The sequence below is a fragment of the Salarchaeum sp. JOR-1 genome, assembly GCF_007833275.1.
GTDB lineage: Archaea > Halobacteriota > Halobacteria > Halobacteriales > Halobacteriaceae > Salarchaeum.
This window is the reverse complement of sequence record NZ_CP042241.1, coordinates 2,323,063-2,344,456: the sequence shown is the minus strand read 5'-3', so window position 1 is coordinate 2,344,456 and position 21,394 is coordinate 2,323,063. Positions and strand designations below refer to the sequence as shown.

Here is a 21,394-nt window from a genome sequence, read left to right as displayed (position 1 = left end):
CTTCTTAGAGCTCAAAACACCCCTTGGCCCATCTGCTAAACCAACTCTGGGGATTTTAAGAGTAGTAGAGAACCTATAATGGTGAGAGAATCAGTAATCAGGGCAAAATAGCGGCGTGTACCTGGCGATATCTTCCTAAGAAAGAGGGAGGTACACAGAGTTTGGCCCCATTGGAGGGGCTCATGGTGGAGGGGATGCGCCTGGAGGGCGGACTTCTGGCGGCAGTCGGCTTTGGTGAGTTGGTCGTGCGTTGCATACGAGTGTTGAGGTAATCCAACGTGGGCTGGTTTGGGCATCTGTGAGCGGAGGGGGGGACACATCTCTTGTCTGGCGTGCCCCGTGAGGGGAGCCCGCGGAGTAGGATGTGCAGTAAGTCCTTGAGGATTCTGCTGGAACCGTGGGTCGAGAAAAACCGTGCAGTCTGCCTTTGGGACGGGCGGGGTTTTCAGTCAGGTTGTTGAGGGTTTTGTGTGAGGGGACTAGATTCTGGAAGGTTGTGCTGGAACCCCTTGCTCCTATACAGCGCGGACCTCCAGAGGATCACCTAGTTGAAGGAAACGAGAAGATGAGGAGGACAGGGAAGTGCCTTGGACGGAGAGTAATACGGTGGTGAAGAGATAGCGCAATAAATAGAAATGGCCGGGACTTGTTCTGATGGCTGAGTCCTCTGAGTTAGTGAGAGGCACAGTGTCGAGTGGTTGTGGCCGCGGGCGGATGAGCGTATAACTGGTGCGAGGTAGGTGCGTAATAGGAGTCAGTATATCAAGTTCTTGAAGTATGCTGGCGGTGGTTGAGCGGATAGTGTGACCTGGGTTGTATTGAGGAACCCCATCTTTGTGACCCACCAAGGTGCGAAAGCTGAGAGTTCTCTCTCCGTAGTTGTAGCTGCGCGGTCGCGTGGGCAACTGGCGCGACCGCGCAGGGCTGCCTGGCCCAAGGTAGCTCCTTCCTTGGTCGCGGTGATACCATGCATACGCTGACAGACTCGAATTCGCGGCTTCCCGAACCACCAGTATCGGTGGCAGATGTCCCCGTCGATGAATTGCCTGAAATGCCCCTGGATGCAACGGTCTCACAGGCTCCGTTCCGGGGGATCGACAACAGGTCCCAGAACAAGGCACAGCAACGCGACGAGTCCAAGAATGGTCGTGGAGTACTGTACGGAACGTGTGACCGGACAGAAGCGCATAAAATCGGCCACACCGGCGAGCTCGTGGCAGGGAGCCTTCTCGGCCTCGAAGTGGACGAGGAAGTGTACGCGGACGGTGATCCGGGGTACGATCATCAGATAGGCGCCCACACGATCGACACAAAGACGACGGCAACGAATTACTCCCGGCCGCGATTGGTCGTTTCAACTGACGTCCCTACGGCTGATTGGTTCCTTTTGGTCCATCTCCGGCGTCAGGAGGGGGTCGGTCGAGTTGTTGGGTTCAGCGACCGGAGAACTATCAAAGAGCAGTCTCCTGAGTGCGTCCCGGGAGACACGCGGAATCACGTCCTTGATTGGGATCAGATGTATCCTCCCCGTTACTTCTCGTCACTGGTGATGGCACAAGGGGTAACGAGGGATCTCTACGATGAGTGGATTGACGCTCGGGGCTGTCAAAAGTGTGGAGCACTCCTCGATGACGACTGTGAACGTGTCGTCCATATCGACGAGCGAGACCTCGAAACCGATCTTTCCCTCTGTCCCGAGTGTGCAGATCTTATTTCGGCAGCTGCACAACAGGGCTACGCAACGGAGTTCACCCTATATCAACGCCCCTAATTTGATCATCCATCTGCTTGGAGTCTTCTCGCTTAAATCGCCTCTTCTACGAAATCTACAGTGATTTCTTGACGGTTTTCGTTTGCCGCATCGTCCAATATACGGCTACATAGAGCCAGAACTTGACGTACGTTTCCTTGTGACCGCTGGAGAATCAAATCGAGGCTCTCCTCGGTGAATGGCCGGATGCGACTCTCGACAGTTGATGGCCGTTCCTTATCGAGGTAGTTCTCGACCAGTTCGTAGAGATGTTCGCTGGTTAACGGACGTAACGAAACCTCCTGTCCAATTCGCTCGCTGAAAGCGTGATATTCGCTCATAACGTCCTGCCACACTTCTGGAGCGCAACCGAACAAGATGCAAAGGCCTGAGCTGTTCTGATCCATCAGGTGCCGGATGCTGTTGAGTGTCGCCTGTTCGTTCTTCGGGGTGAGTCGTGCGATGCTCTCGAACTCGTCTACGAACACGAACACGCCGGTGTACCCGAGGTCCAACAGCATGTTCTTGAAGGCAGTGAACGCTCGAACCCCCATCGTGTCGTCGTCGAGGGCGCTGTGAATCTCCATCTCCTTACGCTGTTCGTACCGGATCCCCTCCGCAGTCAGCCACTGCCAGGCGTAGAGGTTCGTGTCCTCGTAGACCATATGGACGATCGCCCTGGCGAAGTCGGCGAACTTGGTGACGTCGCTGAGTCTTCGGATGGCTTCTGGTACGATATCGGATAACAGGACATCTCCTTCGTCGATGAGTGACTCCATCGATTCTGCACCCATCGGATTGGTGTCCGTGACGTCGCGGGTAACCGAGGCGAGGTACTCGTAGGCTAACTCCTGAATCCGGTTGAATCCAAGATCGTACACGAACTCGTGGTAGATGTCGAGGAATCCATCGCCGGGTTGCGCCACGTATCCGACGACGACATCTTCCCGGTCTCGTAGCAAGGAGCGCGTGTATTTGAGCGTGTGTGACTTCCCGTTTCCGTACTTCCCAGTCACCACGAGGTGCTTGGACTTCCCAGTGGCGAGCATCGATGATACCGTCGAACTGATCTTGTCGGAGACGTGTTGCTGCCCGCAGTAGATTTCGGGATTCTCGTTCGGAACCGGGCTGTACGGGAACGGATTCGCGTTTAGGTCGTATTGTGAGTAGTCTTGCTGTTCGTCACTAATCGTGAATGCGTTGGACATCTAGGAAGCCTCCGTATCGAACGTGATGTCGCGGTCGTACACCGCGAGATAGTAGTATTGTTTGTCGTACAGTTCCACTCCGTTCATTACCTGCTGTGTGGACTGGGATGTCGTCACGAGCCCGTCTTCATCGGACCGTTTCATCTGCTTGATGCCGAGAGCGGCGTCCTTTGCTGCTGAGTCCAGAGGGGCGCCCGAGAGTTCGAGTTTACCTACGTTTTGCTGACATACCGCGAGCAAGGCGTCGTCGAAGTTATCGCGGGTACAACCGAGCCGTTCGCATACTTCTTCGCGGAGTCTCGGAATCGACAGATACCGTTGACGCAAGTCCACCCCCGCAGTCTGTTCGAGGTCGTCGTAAACTTCGAGCAACACGAAGTGGAAGTTCGGCGGCACTTCAGAACGGTCCGTCAGGTAGTAACTTCCGGAGAATGCGTTGCGTTGGACGCGTCCCAGACGCTCCGCCCAGTCACCGACGACCTCAATCCCGGTCTGGTTGAACGAGTACGGGGTGAACTCTTGGGTATCTTCAAGTCGTTCCAATAGGGCATCTAAACTGCCCTGCCCATCCTCGTCTAAAGTCTCGATGAACGACTTGTAGTGAGGACTGTGGGTGGCAAGGATGGAACTAGCGCGTTCCCAGTCCTCCTCTCGGACAGCCTCTAAAAACGACTCTCCAATATCAGTGGTCTCGTAAACGGACTCCTCTTCGTCACCCTTCTCAGACAATAGCGAGACACGTTCTGCTTCGAGGATGGCCTCTCGCGCACGTTTGTGGCTGACGTCGAGGGCAACCTCGACTTCCTCCGTGGATTTGGTTCCCTCTTCGCATACGTGGGTGAGTTCCACCAAGCGGCTTAGGTTGACTGGTCGGATTGTGGCCCTCTCTTCGGTCATGTGAGCCTCCGCACTTGCTGCTTGGCGGTTTCGTATGCCCGTCGCGTCACCTCGTTCCCCTGGAACCGGAGGTCGAGATACTCCTCAACGTCCCGTCCCGCTTCGACGACGTACCGGAATCGCCTGAGTTCAATCGCCAGAGCCCAGAGGTTGTGTTTGGTGAGAGCGGTCCGGTCCTCACGGATCTCGTCTAGTTCCCGCTGTCCACACACAGGGCACGGGCAGGGGAGTCTATCTAACGACTCAATGTTCCGTAGCGGTTCGCCACCGAATCCGGGAATCAAATAGTTCCGATTGCCCGCACTTCGGATGAACGCCGAGGAATCGAAGCTATCGACACCGAGGTACAGCAGGAGCGGTTGGTAGACGATGCCGCCGAGACCATACACGTGCAAGTGCTTGTCTGTAGCCTGTCTCGCCGAAAGTACTAGTTTGGTTACCTTTTTGTAGTCGGTTCGGATGGGGACCATACTTCCGAGAGCGTATCCATCGAAATCCCCATTCTTTTCTAGATGCTGGATGCTGTTCCGGATGGTCTCGGGATCATACCCGTGCACGCTTGCGAAGAGCAACGCGTCTCCCGTGTGGCGATCACTTGCCTCGAGAGCGTATTCGACGCTCTGGTCGATACGACGTTGATTTTCCGCTGCGCGGTTCTCTCTCGAAAGGGGGACATCGACAGTTCCGTATATATCCGCTCCCAGTTGGGCCTGGGTATCGAGAGTTTCTGCTGGGGTAGTGTCGATCTCCTCGGCGGTGAAATCGAACCCCCCGCTATCGGCGAAGACTATCGTGTCCTCTGGGACATCCATCTCTTCCCGTAACGTGACTCCGTTGGTTAGCCTGTTCCACATTGGTTCCCGGTTCCGGATCGAACGAGCGTTAATCATCGCTGTCGAGAAGTCCGGGATAGTGCCGACGTACGCCGGCGTATTGTCACTCGACCGCTTCCCGATATTGCGGACAGGGAATAGCACTGGGGTTTGCACCTTCCCATGCGGGAGGTCGAGTTTCCGTCGTCTGTACAACATGCCTCCCGCTCGGATAGCTCGCTATCCAACTTAAATACTAGCCCGATAGAATGATAAAAGAAATGAGATTTATTAACGGAGTCGAAGCTAAAACTTCTCGAAAGCCGCCTGAGTCGGGCCGTCTTCTACGTGCCGGCAAAGGTACTCGATATTATCCGGTTCCAACATATCTACATTCTCAAGACGTTGGGCGAAATTCTTCATATAGAGTCCTTTCAGCCCTACGACGATTGTACCGTGGTTCTTCGCATCTTCCGTTCGGGCGGGGACCGACACAATGTTCTCGAATTGATCACCGACTAGTTCACGGTTGAACACCACTCCGATACGGTCCGGACGGACTTGCTGAACCATCTCGTCAATATCGATGCTCGTGTAGTAATCGCTCCCGAGAGTGAAGAAGACGACATCGTAGTCTGTCTCGTGCAATACTTTTCTCAGGTCCTCTTGGATTCCGAGGAGGCGAGACCGCTCTCTTATTTCTCCGACGTTCATCGAACTGAACGTCACCTCGTAGGGAGGGAGCAATTCCTCCTCGGTCACGAGTCCGAACCCAGCACTTATGAAGTATCGCTCAACGTCGTGACCCTGACTACGTAACCGGCGTGCAGCGTCCTTCACGAATCCCTGTTGTCGGCCAGTATAGAGATCCCGCGCGGCAATTCCAGGAACGTTGTCTCGACTCAGCAGGTCTTCCTTCGAAAATTCCAGCGTCTCATCTGCATCGAAGACGGGAGCCCCCTCTGGGATATCTTTGGAACCGGAACACTGGTCGATGACGAGGACATCCAACCCCTCACGGACATCGAGCTCGGGAGGATGAGGAACGAAATCATCACCGGCGACGTAGTTTCGACCACACGCATCAAGTGCCCCTTCTCGTAGGGCTTCGGACTCACTAAACGTGTGGAGTTCGCAACCACTCTGCTCAACGGCTCCGGAAATGGCGTCGCTCGCTTCCCCGCCGGTCGTGAGGAGGAACAACTTTTGATAGCGTGCTGTTTGTGCCGCTAAATTCTCCTCCACCCTATCTGGCGAGAAGGAGACAGTAGACGGCGTTCCAGACCACGATTCGTGAACTCCCCCCGCGTCGATGACGCCGACCTCCGCGACCGGCAGGTCGTGTACGCGCTCCCAGAAGTCGGGGTGTTCGCTTCGGAGGTACTCTTCGATCGACTCGAAGCGGCTCAGTTTGGCAGTTCCCTCGACAGCGACGAGCAGTTTTGGGAGTTCCGCGGCGAACTCGTCGTAGAAGCGGCGGGTATTGTGGAAGCCGCGACGCCGGTTTCGGTCGTTGCCGCGGAAGATGCAGACCTCGATCCCGTTCGTCTCGCAGATGGGACACTCGCACTTCTCCCACGGTCGGTCCCTCAGGGTATCTCGGTACTCCTCCAATAGACCATCGTCTCCAATCCACTCGGCATAGTCCCGGACGGCAGTCCAGACGTGGTCGTAGGGGTTCTGGTGCTCCTGACTATTGAAAGCCGCCGGCATCCGCGGGAATTTCTCAAATTCTTCTTCCGCTACCGTGAGCAGTTCATCATACTCCACGAAGGGTATCGGGTCCTCGGCGGTGTCCTCACGAAGGAGTTTAACGATCCGCCCTCGCAGGTCGTCGCTGAAGGAGGCTTGAAGCTCCCTGGCGTACTCGAAATCATCCCGGAATGCTGTCTCGATGTCCTGTAACCTGGACGCGTTATACCGCTCGTCGTGCCGTTGGTCGCGCAGATAATCACGGGTCGCAGGAAGCACCTCCTCAGCTTTCCGGTGCCAGTTCCAGATTTCCTCCTCAATCGAGTTCTCTGCGTCATAGGCGCGTAAGGAAACGAGAACCTCCCTACCTCGGAGTGACTTTTCGACGGCCTCTCGGAGGTCGTCACCGTTGGACGGATACCGTACTCGAATAGCGTCGTATCGTTTGTCGTTATTTAGGCGGTAGTTCTCGCCTCCAGTCCAGGCTGAACGCAACATACTCGCACTGTCGAAACTCGACATTCCGGAACGACCGATGGTTTCGAACGCCTCAGACTTCGCAAAACCAAAAACGTGAGAATCGACCCGTCTGTTGTGCTCACGTTCGAACGCCTTGATGGTCTTCCCGACGTCCTTAACGATCTTCCTCACTTCGTGGACTGGACTCCCCGCAACGCCCCCGATGCCGAGGTAGCCGTACCCGATGTCGAGTACCTCCTCAGCGGCTTCGACATATGATTCGGGATCCCAGCCTTGAATCGCCACCATGAGACGGAAGGGGCGATCCTCGGCCTGGTACAACTCGTACATTTCCCGGGCATTGCGGAGGGTGAGATTGTAGCGGAACGTTTTGTCGTCGGCCCGATAGACGGCACGCGGATCGTGTTCCAACTCAGTTAGAACGGCATCGATATCGCCACGGAAAGTGCCGGAACTAAAGGGCTCCACGCTTGAGCCATCTTCAGCTTGAATAGAGGGCTCGTATTCGTCAACGTACTCAGGCCACTCGTCAGGCCATTCGTCGATCATCAGGTCAACGACATCTTCGAGAGCGTCGGGAATGTCGCTCTCTTCGAACCCGTCTCCGAAGGCCCGTTCATCGAGGTAGAGGCGTCCCTTGTCCTTACCAGACCCGAGCACGAGATGATCGATCGTGACCCCTACGGAGACCTCCAAAGTCTCGTAGAAATCGAGCATCTCCTCGTTTCCATAGGGCGGGAAGGGGAGCGATTTGTACCCCCAAGCTCCGCAGTCACTGATAGTCGGAAGCCAGTCCGGAACTGAGAGAACGGGGTCATCGTAGACGCCGTATTGAGCCAGGCGCTCCGCCTTCTTTTTAGTCTCCTCTACCTGTTCACGGGAAATAAGCACTCCGTCGATAGGCGTTGTCTCGCGGTCGAAGATGTCCCAGATGTAGTTGAGCTCGCGCTCCTGACGGTCGAGGGTGGAGAGTTCGTCATGCTCGAAATCGTAGTTCGCATCGACCGCATCATCCCACTCAGGAACGTAGAACCTCATAGATTAGATTCACTGTCTTAGCCTTACTTCGTTCCACCATATGAATATCCCTTTCTCTCGCCACGAAGAACCACCACAGTATTCCTCCGATAATATTTAGTGCATACTCTAAGAAGAGGTGTCCATGTCCTTAGAACAGGAGTCCTCGCCCCAACTCGCCGAAGCAGGTGAGCGAACACTATACGTGGGCGAGGACCGTCCGATTAGAATCAGCACAGGGCATCGCATCCTACATCACGACGGAAAGTGCAGTCGTCCGCACGGTCACAATTATCAGGTATCAGTCAAAGTCACGGGGACACTCTCCGAAGACGGGTGGATAGTGGACAAAGGAGATATTACTTCAATAATATCTGAGTGGGATCATCGATTTCTCCTCGAGGAAGGCGATCCCTTGATTGACGCATTCGAGCAGAGCGGCGAAGGTGACGGGGTCGTCGTACTAGATTATCCACCTACGGCGGAGGTGATGAGTGTCGTCTTGGAGCGCAAACTCCTCGCAGCACTTCCGGACTCGGTATCGGATGTCTCAGCTCGAGTCAGAGAGACCTCAGAACTCTGTGCGGGAGCTACTCAGTAATGCCAGTGAATTCGACCCCCGATCAGGGGAAGACTCCAAACGCCGACGGAGAGACGCTCCCGATCAACGAACTCTTCTACTCACTCCAAGGCGAGGGGAAACTCACAGGGGAACCGTCGGTGTTCGTTCGGACGAGTGGTTGTAACCTCCGGTGTTGGTTCTGTGATTCCTACCACACCTCGTGGGAGCCCACCCACGCCAACATGAGTCTCGACGACATCGTTGCGGAGGTTGAGTCACACGAGAACGCCGAGCACGTCGTCCTGACGGGAGGTGAGCCACTCATCCACGACGAGGCGGTCTCGCTCCTAGAGCGTCTCGATGACCGCGGCTACCACACGACCGTGGAGACGAACGGAACTATCTATCGAGACGTACCCATCGACTTGGCGAGCATCAGCCCGAAACTCGCATCGAGCGCCCCGACGCCGGACAAAGATCCGAAAGGTAACGGCGAGTGGGCCGAGCGCCACGACGACCGTCGGATCGATCTCGACGCCCTCGGAGAACTTGTTGACGAGTACGACACCCAACTCAAATTCGTCGTTACCGGTCCCGATGACATGCCCGAAATCGAGGATCTGGTCGAAGACATTCGAAGTACAGCATCTAGTCGTGTTCCCGACTCGGATGTCCTCCTCATGCCGGAGGGTACGACCCGCGAGGAACTCGACAAAAAGCGAATCGAGGTCGCGGAACTGGCGATGGAGCACGGCTATCGATACACTCCGCGACTGCATGTGGATCTCTGGAACGACGCTCCTGGTACGTAGCATGACGAACTCACATTCCGAACTGAAGCAGCAGACTGGCAGCGAGAGAGACATCGACTACGAGAAAGCACAGCGCGGCGTCCGCCTCCTGTTAGAAGCGGTGGGGGAAGATCCCGAGCGCCATGGGCTCACCGAGACGTGGCAGCGTCGCGTTCCCGAGACCTTTAGGACCCTCACAGAGGGCCAGCGGGAAGCATCGAAGCCGACGATGCGAACGTTCGACGCCCAGACCGACGACCTCGTCGTCAAGACGGATATCCCGATTTACTCCCTGTGCGAACACCACCTGCTGCCGTTCTTCGGGACGGCCCACGTCGCATACCGACCGGACGGAGAAGTCGTCGGCCTGTCGAAACTCACGCGGTACGTCCGCTGGCAGACACGACAGCTAACGATGCAGGAACGGCTGACGAACGACATCGCCTCTGGACTCGCCGATGAGATAGATGCTCCCGCGGTACTCGTCGAGGTCAACGCGACACACCTCTGCGAGGCGATGCGCGGCGTAGAGACGGAAAGTACGACCACCACGAGGGCCTCCGTCGGAGATCTGACTGAGGAGGAACGAGAACAGTTCCGCGACGCGATTGTCCGGGAGGAAGACCTATGAGCCGTCCGCGGGCGGTCGTCCTGGCGTCGGGTGGGATGGACAGCGCAACTGCTGCCGCAGTCGCTCAGGACGCCGGCTACGACCTATACCTGCTCCACACGTCGTACGGCCAGCAGACCGAGAGCAAGGAGTTGGAATGCGCGAAGGCGCAGGCCGAAGCCTTCGACGCCGCGGACTTCCTCCACCTCACGACGGATCACCTCTCGAAGATTGGATCCTCGAGTCTCACCGACGACGAGATGGAGGTCGAAGACGCGGATTTGGAAGGCGACGAGATTCCGTCCTCCTACGTTCCGTTCCGGAACGCCAACCTCCTCTCCATGGCGACCTCGTACGCGGAAGCCAAGGAGTGCGATGCGGTGTTCATCGGCGCCCATACCGAGGACTTCTCGGGATATCCTGACTGCCGCCCCGAGTTCTTCGAGGCGTTCCAGCAGGTCGTTGACGTCGGCACGAAACCCGAGACGGAGATCAGTATCGAAGCTCCGTTCGACGAGTGGTCGAAGACCGACATCGCCGAACGAGGGCTCGAACTCGACGTCCCCTACGAACACACGTGGAGCTGCTACCGGGAGGAAGAACCGGCTTGCGGTACCTGCGACGCGTGTGCGTTCCGCCTTCAGGCGTTCCAAAATCTCGGCGAGCGTGATCCCATCGATTACGCGAAGCGGCCGGACTATACCGAGACATAACGCCAAACGACGAATTGCCTGCGGTTAAGTGGTTTCCGTCACTAGAGAGTTCAAGGCGCGGTGGCCCACAAAAGTGGGTCCGGTGCTGAGACACCGCACCCGCGCTGTCTGGTGAGACAGCATGTACTCTGACGACGACGATCCGCAAAAGTTCAACGGCTGTACCGCTACCGGTCATGAGAGCAGACAGTCAGGCTCCGGTGGTATAGTATGAGCGTCACTGAGGGATACAAACCTGCCGAGGTTCACGCCCTCCTGGGGAATCAAAGGCGGTTTCTGGTTGTTGAGTACCTCTCGATGTTTGACTCAGGTGTCGATGTCGAGGTTCGACATGTCGCGCGAGTAATCCGCGCTGTTGAAACCGGCACACCCCCTCATCGAATCGGAGCAGATGAGTACGAATCGGCCTACAACGGGCTGATTCAACGGCATCTGCCTAGGCTCGCTTCAGCCGGCCTCGTTGAATATGATGAGCAACGGAAGGAGATCAGGGTTACAGACCGACTCAACCAATATGCTATGGTGTGTGCATTCACTAAGTCGGTATCTCTCGGAGAACCGGACGAGTAGTACGGCTTCTCATTCAGTGCTCATAGCAGACTACTACCACAGGTGCCGAATTAATGGGCGTGGGGCCAAATAGGTCAATCATGGTCAGAATAACAGAGAGGTCACGCCTTGAGCAAGTGGAACATATCTTAGGGAGCGGCTCCGGTATCCTCGACTTTGCTGTAGAGGGCGAGCCGAACTATTACACTTGGGAAGGGAATGAAGACTCTGATTGGGTTATAGACGACGTAGAATACGTTGAGAACGACGACGAGGATCGATTCATTCTGTATCCCGAGGAGGACTTTTTCATCTGCGAGATAGAGGATGAATCGGTTCAGTGCTGGAGTGAGTAGCCTTACTGCTGGGTCACTATAGATGGAACCTAGGGGGGCATCGGTAAGTGAGCTCTCAGAACCCCGACGCCATGCTTATTTGACCGGGTAATGAGGGTTGACACATGCCATCTCTCCCGCTTTCTGAGGACGCCTTCATCTCGTTACTGGAAGAAGCGAACAGAGAGCGATTCGATGACGAGGACTGGGAATTCAACGACAGCCAAGAGCGGTCGATACTCGCGGGCGACGGGCCGCTTTGGATTACTGCGGGACCGGGAAGTGGAAAAACCGAGGTGCTGATCTCGCGGACGCTCAAACTCCTTCTCGTTGACGACGTCGCTCCGGGAAGTATCCTCCTCACGACGTTCACCGAGAAGGCCGCTCAGAACCTGGAAGAGCGGATTGTTGACCGGTTGAACCGATTCGGATTCGAGGACGACGTCGATGTCAACGAAATCCACATCGGGACCCTTCACTCCCTCTGTAACGATATAATGCAGGAGTATCGGTATCCCGCCTACGCGAATACAGAACTCCTCGACGAAGACGGTCAGCAGCTCTTCATGTACAACAACTGTGACTTCGTGTCCGTTCTCCAAGGGAATGCCGACGCAGAGAACTGGGAGACGGTCTCTTCGGACGAACTATCGGAAGACGCGTGGGAGTTTTTCGAGAAGGTGCTGCCGCGCGGCGTCAGCCCTCAGTACGGCCCAAACAAGTGGCAGGCGACCGATGGTGCTTCTCAGATATTCAATCGGGTGTCCCAGTACTTGGCGGACACGGAGGCTCTGCGTCGCGCCCCGGAACCCGAGTGGCGGGTCTGCGCTGAGGGACTTGAGCGATACCGCGAGACTCTACAGGAGAATCACCGATGTGACTTTGCCCGCCTTCTAGAGCGGTTCATCGACTTCATAGGAAGCGAGGCCGGCAGCCGGTTCATTCAAGGGGAACCGGAGCGCGAGCGCCCGCCTCTCGAACACATCCTCGTTGACGAGTACCAGGACACGAATCCGCTTCAGCAAGAGCTCTACTTCCGATTGACGGAGGAGCTCGATAGTCCGAATCTAACCGTTGTCGGTGACGATGACCAGGCTCTGTATCGCTTCAGGGGCGGTACCGTGGAGTGTCTGATTCAGTTCCCGGAGCGCGCTGAGGAGCGATTTGGTGAATCCGTTCAGCGGGAGCAGTTGAACACGAACTACCGCTCTACGGAAGATATCGTGGACTGGTGTAACCGATATATGAACGAGTACCCCCTCATGCAGCGAGAGGGGGCACGCGCTCCGAACAAGGAGTCGATGGACGTGGGCCGGGAGGAGACGGGGGAACGGAAGAGTGTCAAGTCGCTCCTGATCGGTGACAGTGACGAACATCCCGCGGAAACAGCGGCTGAATTAGTCGAAGAGCTCCACGACGAAGGGTACATCGAGGATTACAGCCAAGTTGCGTTCCTTTTCAAGAGCACGAAGGAGACCTCCCGATGGGCCGGCAAATACGCGGAAGCTCTCCGGGATCGGGATATTCCCGTTCACAATCCTCGAAACAAGGCGTTTCTGGAACAGGAGGAAGTCCAGTTCGCGCTGAGCGCTGTTATTCGCTGTCTCGATCCCGAACTGGAGGGAGTGGAAGCGGCACGCGTTATGGGCCGAGTTAAGGGACAGATCGAGGACTGGCACGAGGAATTCGATGAGTTCGTTGACGACCACGATGCGACAGAGCTGGACAGTTACGTCCGCAGGAAACGGCGCGAACTCAGACGTGCAGGTGACAGCGAGTCGCTGGGATACACCGTCCTCGAACTTCTCTACCGGATCCTCTCGTTCGAGCCATTCCAGACATGGATCGAGACTCCCGATCGCCCGGAGCGAGGGAAGAGGCTCGGTCGCCTCTCCAAGTTGTTCGACTCCTTCGCCAGTATCACCGGACCGGAACACATGCAGAAGTCTTCGAGAACGCTGTCCGTATCAACTCAATTCCTCGGCTCGTTCTACTACGTGTTCTGCGGGTACCTGGAGGCGTCCGATTTCGACGAACCAGAGGATCCCCACGACCAGATCCCGGACGGCTTCGTACAGATGATGACCGTTCACCAGGCCAAGGGCCTCGAATTCCCGGTGACCTTCGTCAGTGACCTGGACAGCGAACCTTGGACGGGCGGCACCTACTGGCTGGAGGACCAATTAGAGCCGTATGCCGACATACACCCGACTGGAACTACTGACGAGAGAGCCAATCGAGACGAGATCCGCCGCTTCTACGTGGCGTACTCCCGAGCGGAGGACGACCTACTTCTACTTGACCAAGAGGGGGCGACGACTGATCTCTCCCTGGGTTATACCGAACAAGGTGACCCTCTGACAGAGAACTGGTTCACAGGGGCCAGAGAAATCGAATCCGCTGACGACTTCCTCAACTTGGTGGGTGGAAGTGTCGGCCCCCACAGCGATGTCGGGCTGAAACGCAGGTATAGCATCACCGGTGACGTCCTAGCCTACCGCCGGTGTAAGCGCCAGTACGGGTATTACAACGAACTCGATTTCGCACCCAACCACGTCACACAGCTCTTCTTCGGACGAGTGGTCCACGAAACGCTGGATAGAGCACACCGACACTACGCGGGTGAAATCGAGGACATCGACGAAGGCACGATCCCGACCGACGACGAGATTGCCACGTACTTCCGCGAGGTGGCCGAAGCGCTGAAAGCCCGGAATATCTATCCGATGAGCCAAGAGGCCGAAGACACTGCGCTCTCGTACATCCAACGCTTCAACAGGAAGGAAGGCGAGCGGCTCTACCCGCGAGTCGTTGACACCGAACACCGCCTTCAGAGCAACCGGGATGACTTCGTTCTGGAAGGGGTCGTTGACGTTCTCGCGGGGGACGACGTAGACGGTTACGAGATCTGGGACTACAAGGCGGGACAACGGCCGGACGGGAGTCGGGAGCTGAACGACTACCAAGCCCAGCTGAACACCTATGCAGAACTATACCGCTATCAGCAGGGCAAATATCCCGAGAGGGGAGTCATCTACTTTTTGGGAGAAGACGATCGAGACAATGCGGTCTTCGAACTCAATTTCCAAGAGGGCTCAGTGGAGAGTTCACTCTCCGCTTTCGAAGAAACCGTAGATGACATCGAACAGGATCGAGAAGGCGGCGATTGGTTCGACATATCTCCCGCGGACGCGCCATCTGAGGGAACCTGTTCCGAGTGTGATTTACGCTGGAACTGTCCCGCCCGTCCTGAATACCACGGCTCGCAGTAGGCCGAAGGTCTATCCCTCCAATACATTTATCAGGTGACCGCGGGTTGTCACAACTCGTGGAATCAGGGCTCTCCTCACTGACCGGCCAGACGTATGCGAACCTCATCGTCATTCGAGATCCATACGTCGGTGAGCACACCCACGAGCCGAGGGCTCAATTACGCAGCCTCCCGTTGCTGATAGAGCACGGGTACGACAGGATCATACACACAGACCTCTGGGACAACGATTTCAAGCCAGTTTCGTACACCTACTTCGGTCCGGAGGATGTAGACCCTCACGAGATAGAGTTCCCCTTGGTCCACGTCGTGAGCCAAGAGGGGCTGACCGAATACGGCGAGCAACACCTCGTTAGGTCGCTCCTGAAGCAGCGATCAGAAGACGACATTTACATCGTCGTCTCTGATACCAACGCACCACGGACACCGGCATACACGACCGAGCGTTCCTTCGTGGATGAGTTCACGCCGAACAAGGGGATCGATTACGAGTCGCGGGTAACGAGCTATATCCGGGACAACCTAGATTCGGCGTTACCTGTCTCGACCAACCGGGGCTCCAAAAACCTCTACTATCACCAGATCTCGGACTGTCACAACGCCGTTGGTGCGCCAGCCAGCACTCTTCCGGAACTATTCGATTACGAGAAGGCGCCTCCGAACAGTCCGGCCTGGGACCCGCTCTATTACTTCGTCGAGCACGATCTACAGGAGATTCTCGACAGGTACACGGAACGAATCCGGGAGGCGTTACGCTCGTGGACGGAACGAGGAGACGTTCAGAAAATAGCGAACAACATGGATTCGATGCTCACGCAGTGTCAGTTTAGAACGGATCGTCTCGACGAACGACGCCAACAGAACGCAGAACTGTACGCCGATGTCTGACTACGAATACAACACGTCGAAACCGGAAAAGCTCCTGACAGGCTACGGGACGGTTCGTGGGGCCGAACTCAAGTCAATTTATACCGATATTGACCCCATGACTCCGCTTTCACAGATCGAAAACCGGTTTGGCCGTCCATGCTCGTCGGGCCTCGAAACAGACCACATCGACAACTGCCTTCGGTTCTTGCGGACATTGGACATGGTGGAACAGACGGGACAAGATGTCCTCAACCCGATGAACCGGGATCTCTTTCCAGAATTTGAACTCACGTTCGAACCGAGGCTCCTTTATCACATAGGGCAGCAGACAGGAAAGCAATCCCACCTCGCCGCCATCTACGAGGTCGCCGTTCAGGAGATCTCAGCAGACGTGGGGCACTACGGGGTTCGTCGCGTCTCCGTGGACGACCTTGTGATCGAGGTCGATCGGGAGACCGACTACGACCTCGAGTGGAGGGAGGAGAAAATACTGATGTGGGCGAATCTCCTCGCGCCTCTCGGAGGTCTCTCGTTCTCCTCTGACCACGACGAGATACTGCTGTCCCCGAGCAGAGCAGTGCTTCACGAACTGCTGTTCCACCATCAACGTCACCGGGCGAACGGGGATAGCGTTTTATCCGCTCTGGAGTGGATCGACGGGAATTTCTTCCCGGTCTTCAGTCGGACTGGAGGACAACCGGCAGTCCACGTCGGGGTTGCCGATGTCCTAGAGAGCCTCGTCGCGGACGGTGCCTTGTCACTCACGGGGATGTCCGACCGGAGTGAAGTCGTAGACCTTCCGATGAGCATCGATAACAGTCAGACGCCAGCCGATTATACGATCGAGGCTGCGCCAGACAGACCTTCGTACTGGCACCCACTCGAAAGGTCGGAACGGAGGTACGAAGCATGACTCAAATGGTTCGCAACTGGGACCGAGATGTCGTAGAGGATTTCATCAAACCGGAGTCACAGCAGAAGACTCCCAAGGTCTTCCGAGAGACCCACGTCGAGATAGACAAGATACGGGCGGAGATACTGCGCCCCCACAGCGGAGACGACGCCTTCGTGACGGAGTCCCAGTTCCGGGACGCAGTTCTGGATTCAGACCTCGAAGACGACAACCGCATCTTCATCGTCAAGGGTGAGGTCGGGAGCGGGAAGAGCCATCTCTGCCAGTGGCTCGAGTACGAGATCAACGGTTACGGCGAGAGCGATGGGACCGACGACGAACACGTCGCAATCCACATCTCCAGGAGCAACACCAGGCTAGACGAGATTCTGGAGATCCTCCACGACCCCATCGACAAAGAATACGAAGAGGTCAACGACATTTCTTCGCTGAACCCGGAAGACGTCGCGGACTTCATCATCCAGGGACTCCACACGTTCTACAAAGGACAGGGCGCCCTCAGAAGCTTCGACTTGGAGGAGTTCCTCGAACCCCGTTCGAATGCGGAGGATTTCAGAACCATTCTCGTCGAGAATATCGAAGAGTATCAGGAGTCCGTGGAGAAGGAAGGCCAAGAACAGGACATCAAGGAGTACCTGCTGTCCCGCGAGGACTACGGACGTATCTGTTTCAGCGCGTTCGGGGAAACCAAGCGAGAGGACGACGTCTATCCCGTAGTTCGCCGCGCTGTTCACGATCTGCTGACCCGGAACATCGGCATCGAGGACTTCAAGCGCGAGTTAGAGGACATCTCCGAAGCTTACGTCGAAGAGGGCAAGCGCCCGGTTCTGATTTGTGAGGACCTGACCACGTTCAGCGTGCTCAAAGACGATCTGTTGGACCATATCTTCGAGTTGTCCAGCGGCCATTACGACGTCATTATGGGATGGACGACGGGGTGGGAGCGCGAGAATATCGACGACGCGCTATCGACGAGCGAAGACTCGTTGACCTACATGAAACAGCGGACTCAGGGGTATCTCAGCATGACCGACGACAACGGTCAGGCCTACTTCCTCGAAGGGCAGAGCGCTCCCGTCGTCCTCGTTAAGGCGTACCTCGACGCGATCAAGGAACACTCCGAAGCGAGTGCCGAGGTGCCTGAAGAGGCGTTCGATTCGGTGTACCCGTTCAACGAAGCGTTCATCCGACACGTCTATGCCAACCTCGTGCAGGACGGCAACCTCCAGCAGACGCCGCGAATTTTACTCGTCCACGTCATCGCAGAATGCCTGACCTCGGACGTGCCTCCGTTCGAGGCAGTACAGAACAATTCCTACGTCCGCCAACGCCCTTACCTCATCGGAATCAACGAGCACTCCACGCCGTGCCTCGAGTTGACTCAATGGTACGCACTGAAACACCGGGGACAGCTCTGGCTTCCGACCGAGGTGTTCGACGCGTTTGGAGTTGATACGCACGGGGCGGCGGAAAAAGACGGGAACGTCTTCTTCGACACCAGCTTCGCAGCGGGGGACGTGACTGTCATCGAGCGCGAACCGGGAGCTGAGCCGACCTCCGAGCGCATCGACACCGATGACGAAGACGAAGCCGACCGGGAACCGGAGGAAGATGAATCGGAGGAAGTGGAGGAAGAAACGGACGAAGAGGGGGATGAAGGAGATGATGAAGAAGGACGTCCGGGTCCGGAACCGGAAGTTGAAGTTCCGCCAGAGGACTACCGGGAGTTCCAGAGTTGGCTGATGGACGGTACGGAGTACGCATCCGCGGATCGGTTCCGAGACGGCGTGGTGGCCACGCTGGAGAGGTGGCACGACCCGACAAGACTTGCGAACGAGAACTCCACGGCGAGGAACACCACGGGGATCTATTTCGACCGGGGATCAGAGCCGCCCGTGGTTATACGAGGTGCCGACTCGCCGGCGTCGATGAGTTTCGAAGTACCCCACGGTACGGAAAATGAGGAACTATACCGTCAGATGCTCCACCACGGGTACGCGGACTCGTTTGAAGACGACGCCAATTTCGACAAACTCCGGGGTTGGGCGACCGACAAGGTCGTGGAGTATCGGGGTCGGATGCGGCGGGACATCGAAGGCCACCTCCCCGAGCAGATGACTATAGAGGAGTTCGTCGTCCTTGCTCACTTCCTGGTGATGAATATCGGTAAGGGGAAAACCGATCTTTCGCCCGAACTGGTCTTCGAGGGGTACCAGATGGAGGAGACGTCCCCCCTCAGCTACCAATCCGACGTCGGGATAGAACTCCCACAGGGCCTCGAAGGCGCTTTCGAGCGGGCCTCCAATCACACGGGAGACATCGGAAGCCTCGCACGAGGCTTCTTCCTCTTGAAAGAGAACGTAGTGGATTACGAGCGCCTCAATGAAGCCATCAACGGCGTGTCCGAGAATCTCGACAGTTACCTGAGCGGTCTAAGTACGACGAGCGTCGATGATTTAGCGGACGCCTACAGAATCGGGACGACTCGAAACAACTCTCAGAAGCGCTTCGGGAAGATTGTAGAGGACTTCTCCGACCTAGCGGGTGAACTGGAGAAGGTGGAACAGCAAGTGGACGTCGGAGATCTCCAGGAGGAAACCGACCATTACCGGAGGTTCCACCACCTGAGCCATACTCAGGAGGAATTAGCTGAACTTTACGATGAAATGGAAAGCGCGCTGGGGCCGCTCAACGTCACCCACCGTCAGAAATGGGGGGACGTCGGGCAGTTACTGAACGATTCCGAGAGTGACCTCGGTCTTGGAGATTTCCGGTCAACTCTCAATGAAATCGAAGACGCGGAGACGGACGACGCAATCTCGTCAATCGCTCTTCTACACGAATATCAGCGTAGTCTGAACGAGAGCGCTGCATGGGAAGTGTACGAGGTCTTTGCGGAGATGGTCGAGGCGTTGGAAGACGCCGAAGGTAGCGAAGTCGGCGACTTCCGAGATCAGGTCGAGTCCTCGACAGAGTTCGAGGTGTTCAGTGACGCGCGCGACTCAGTCCAGCAGACTATCGGAGGTGTCCAGTAATGAGCGAATCTCAGTTCGAGGACGAACTCGAGCGGAAAATCGAGGAGATCGGGGAGAAAGCGGATCGTGCCGAACGGGCCAACGATCTGGAAGCGGAGATCCGGCGAGCGAAGGACAACATCGGGGATTTGGGGCGGGAACTCAGCAGTCTCGACTCGTCCGTCGAAGGCCTGCTTTTCTACGACGGAGTGCTAACGAGCGTCTTCGGCGGCGACCGCCTCGACGAAGTAGATAGGGCGGTCCGTCGTGTCCGTGAGGTCTCTGACATCACCGATGAGGAAGTGCTCAGTGCGGCCGAAGACAGGCGGACGAATGAAATCCTCCAGAGCGTCGAGGACGCTCGAGAGGTAGTTCGTCATGCTCGGAGCGAGACGATAGACGCGATTCGAGAACACCAGCGGGAATGGGAAGGGGAAATCGAATCCGCCCGTGACCTCAATCAGATCATCGGGGGTGCCGGGAGCGATTTCGAGGAGGTGTTATCGGACATGGATGCGTTCCTCAACGAGTCGATCTGGGACGAGGACAGAACCCTATCGTCTCTGGAGTCCCGGTGGGACAACTTGACCGATAAGTGGGAACAGAACGCCGGAAAGCACGGATGGGATTCGTTCCAGGAGGAACACGGACTGAGCGAGGATGCCATGGACATACTCAAGCGCTTCGCGGAGGAGGGTAGCGTCCGTCTGAACGAACTCTCTGTCGAGGTCATCAAGGAGATGAAAGGCGTCGATGACCTCGAATCGGCAATTCGAATGGAGATCGATACCCGATGAACGATCCTGCTCGCCGCGCAGAACAGATCAAGGACGCCTATGAGGCATACCTGCTCGGCGACCTCGGTAACGCCGCGCGGAACGTTCATCAGCGATTCCAGACCACGGATTCGGATGACCCGTTCGTCGGTTCTCGCGGACCCTATCTTCAGGCCCTCGACATTCCAAACTGGAGTGAGCTGCTCTATTGAAAATGCGGTACGGGAGCGGGATCATAGCGTTTTGGCGAGCTTCTTGAGGTTGTTGAGCGCGAACAGGAGAACGATCTCACGGAACTGGCGGTACCAGAACCGCGAACGCAGGGCGGAGTCCTGCGTTCGCTTGACCGTCGAGTAAGACGTTTCTGCCATCCATCGCTGTGTGTAGCCCTTCGCTCGGATGAGTGCGTTATTCGCGGTTGCCTTCGCTGTTGAACCGCGGTAGTGAACGAGGTACTCGATATCATGTGCAGCGATCTCGTATTCGGTATGCCAGTCTTGGAAGCCGTTGTCGGCGGCCACGGCCCGCAGGTCGTCCGCATTCCGGCGGACGACCCGCGGGCCAGCCTTCGTATCGTGTTCACGCTCGATACAGCAGTGGACGTCCAGCACCGCCAACGATTCTGTATCGGTCAGCGTCGTCGCTTTGATCGTCTTGACACTTCGCCCACACCGCTGGAGATAGTGTTGTGAGGCTTGTTTCCGTTCGAAGAACGTACTGTCCAGTGCGACGTGACCAGACTGCGGGTGTTGCTGCGCGGAAATGCGCAGCAACGCCCGCCAGACGTACATCGCGTAGCGGTCGAACGAGTGGTAGAACGTGGTTGGATCAGGCGGCGCGTCCGGGTGAATGCCGAGGCGGTCGCAGACCGCCGGCATGAGACTCAGCCGATCAACGAGTTCGACGTAGCTGTGGCCCTCCTCCTTGCGAATACAGTGAGCGACGATGTGGGCCTCGCGGGCAAGCCCGCCTGAGTCGGGCTTGCCCGCTCGTTTCCCCAACGCTTGTTTAGCTACACGTAGTGCTGTCTCAACGAGGTCGAGTAAAGCGACTCCCATAATCGCCGTCTCGACCTCATTTCCTCAAACTCATTACGGAGTAATCCTGCCGCCGTCTTCCATTTTCAATAGAGCA

At 56.7% G+C, this 21,394-nt stretch carries 18 protein-coding genes; 13 read left to right on the top strand and 5 right to left on the bottom strand.

Going from position 1 to position 21,394, the window contains the following annotated elements:
* Positions 1-967: 967 nt before the first annotated feature.
* Positions 968-1,771, top strand: coding sequence for a hypothetical protein (locus tag FQU85_RS13165; RefSeq protein WP_145848672.1), 804 nt, complete (start codon positions 968-970; stop codon positions 1,769-1,771).
* A 32-nt stretch (positions 1,772-1,803) separates the two neighbouring features.
* On the opposite strand, the gene FQU85_RS13160 is transcribed toward FQU85_RS13165, so the two are convergent.
* From FQU85_RS13160 to FQU85_RS13145, 4 genes are all read right to left on the bottom strand, one after another.
* Positions 1,804-2,958 carry a BREX system ATP-binding domain-containing protein gene (locus FQU85_RS13160; protein ID WP_145848670.1) on the bottom strand — a complete coding sequence of 385 codons (1,155 nt, stop codon included), beginning with the start codon at positions 2,956-2,958 and terminating at the stop codon, positions 1,804-1,806.
* On the bottom strand, positions 2,959-3,855 hold the full coding sequence (locus tag FQU85_RS13155; protein WP_145848667.1) for a hypothetical protein: 897 nt from the start codon (positions 3,853-3,855) through the stop codon (positions 2,959-2,961).
* Positions 3,852-4,886 carry a tRNA-guanine transglycosylase gene (locus tag FQU85_RS13150; protein WP_145848665.1) on the bottom strand — a complete coding sequence of 345 codons (1,035 nt, stop codon included), beginning with the start codon at positions 4,884-4,886 and terminating at the stop codon, positions 3,852-3,854. Before FQU85_RS13150 ends, FQU85_RS13155 begins: the two co-directional genes overlap by 4 nt.
* An 87-nt stretch (positions 4,887-4,973) precedes the next feature.
* A complete protein-coding gene (locus FQU85_RS13145) occupies positions 4,974-7,877 on the bottom strand; it encodes a queuine tRNA-ribosyltransferase tRNA-guanine transglycosylase (RefSeq protein ID WP_145848663.1) in 2,904 nt (967 codons plus the stop codon).
* 124 nt (positions 7,878-8,001) lie between these two features.
* Here FQU85_RS13145 and FQU85_RS13140 point away from each other — a divergent pair, with 124 nt between their 5' ends.
* From FQU85_RS13140 to FQU85_RS13085, 12 genes are all read left to right on the top strand, one after another.
* Positions 8,002-8,457: a 6-pyruvoyl tetrahydropterin synthase family protein gene (locus FQU85_RS13140; protein WP_145848661.1), complete on the top strand. Its 456-nt coding sequence runs from the start codon at positions 8,002-8,004 to the stop codon at positions 8,455-8,457.
* A complete protein-coding gene (locus FQU85_RS13135; RefSeq protein WP_145848659.1) occupies positions 8,457-9,230 on the top strand; it encodes a 7-carboxy-7-deazaguanine synthase QueE in 774 nt (257 codons plus the stop codon). Before FQU85_RS13140 ends, FQU85_RS13135 begins: the two co-directional genes overlap by 1 nt.
* Position 9,231: 1 nt before the next feature.
* The gene (gene folE, locus FQU85_RS13130; RefSeq protein ID WP_145848657.1) at positions 9,232-9,840 is read left to right on the top strand and encodes a GTP cyclohydrolase I; all 609 of its coding nucleotides are present in this window, start codon (positions 9,232-9,234) and stop codon (positions 9,838-9,840) included.
* A complete protein-coding gene (gene queC, locus FQU85_RS13125) occupies positions 9,837-10,532 on the top strand; it encodes a 7-cyano-7-deazaguanine synthase QueC (protein ID WP_145848654.1) in 696 nt (231 codons plus the stop codon). Before folE ends, queC begins: the two co-directional genes overlap by 4 nt.
* Before the next feature lie 210 nt (positions 10,533-10,742).
* On the top strand, positions 10,743-11,102 hold the full coding sequence (locus FQU85_RS13120) for a hypothetical protein (RefSeq protein WP_145848652.1): 360 nt from the start codon (positions 10,743-10,745) through the stop codon (positions 11,100-11,102).
* Between the two features lie 80 nt (positions 11,103-11,182).
* Positions 11,183-11,437, top strand: coding sequence for a hypothetical protein (locus tag FQU85_RS13115; RefSeq protein ID WP_145848650.1), 255 nt, complete (start codon positions 11,183-11,185; stop codon positions 11,435-11,437).
* A gap of 104 nt (positions 11,438-11,541) precedes the next feature.
* Complete coding sequence (locus tag FQU85_RS13110; protein ID WP_145848648.1) at positions 11,542-14,688, top strand: exodeoxyribonuclease V subunit beta; 3,147 nt, start codon at positions 11,542-11,544, stop codon at positions 14,686-14,688.
* Positions 14,689-14,744: 56 nt separating this feature from the next.
* Complete coding sequence (locus tag FQU85_RS13525; RefSeq protein WP_206022053.1) at positions 14,745-15,575, top strand: hypothetical protein; 831 nt, start codon at positions 14,745-14,747, stop codon at positions 15,573-15,575.
* Complete coding sequence (locus tag FQU85_RS13100) at positions 15,568-16,470, top strand: hypothetical protein (RefSeq protein WP_145848646.1); 903 nt, start codon at positions 15,568-15,570, stop codon at positions 16,468-16,470. The genes FQU85_RS13525 and FQU85_RS13100 overlap by 8 nt, the downstream gene beginning before the upstream one ends.
* Positions 16,471-16,475: 5 nt before the next feature.
* Positions 16,476-19,505: a hypothetical protein gene (locus FQU85_RS13095; RefSeq protein WP_145848643.1), complete on the top strand. Its 3,030-nt coding sequence runs from the start codon at positions 16,476-16,478 to the stop codon at positions 19,503-19,505.
* The gene (locus FQU85_RS13090) at positions 19,505-20,281 is read left to right on the top strand and encodes a hypothetical protein (RefSeq protein ID WP_145848642.1); all 777 of its coding nucleotides are present in this window, start codon (positions 19,505-19,507) and stop codon (positions 20,279-20,281) included. The genes FQU85_RS13095 and FQU85_RS13090 overlap by 1 nt, the downstream gene beginning before the upstream one ends.
* The gene (locus tag FQU85_RS13085) at positions 20,278-20,472 is read left to right on the top strand and encodes a hypothetical protein (protein ID WP_145848640.1); all 195 of its coding nucleotides are present in this window, start codon (positions 20,278-20,280) and stop codon (positions 20,470-20,472) included. Before FQU85_RS13090 ends, FQU85_RS13085 begins: the two co-directional genes overlap by 4 nt.
* 21 nt (positions 20,473-20,493) lie before the next feature.
* On the opposite strand, the gene FQU85_RS13080 is transcribed toward FQU85_RS13085, so the two are convergent.
* Positions 20,494-21,318 (bottom strand): transposase, encoded by an 825-nt coding sequence (locus FQU85_RS13080; RefSeq protein ID WP_145846643.1) that lies wholly within the window; start codon positions 21,316-21,318, stop codon positions 20,494-20,496.
* Between the last annotated feature and the right edge of the window lie 76 nt (positions 21,319-21,394).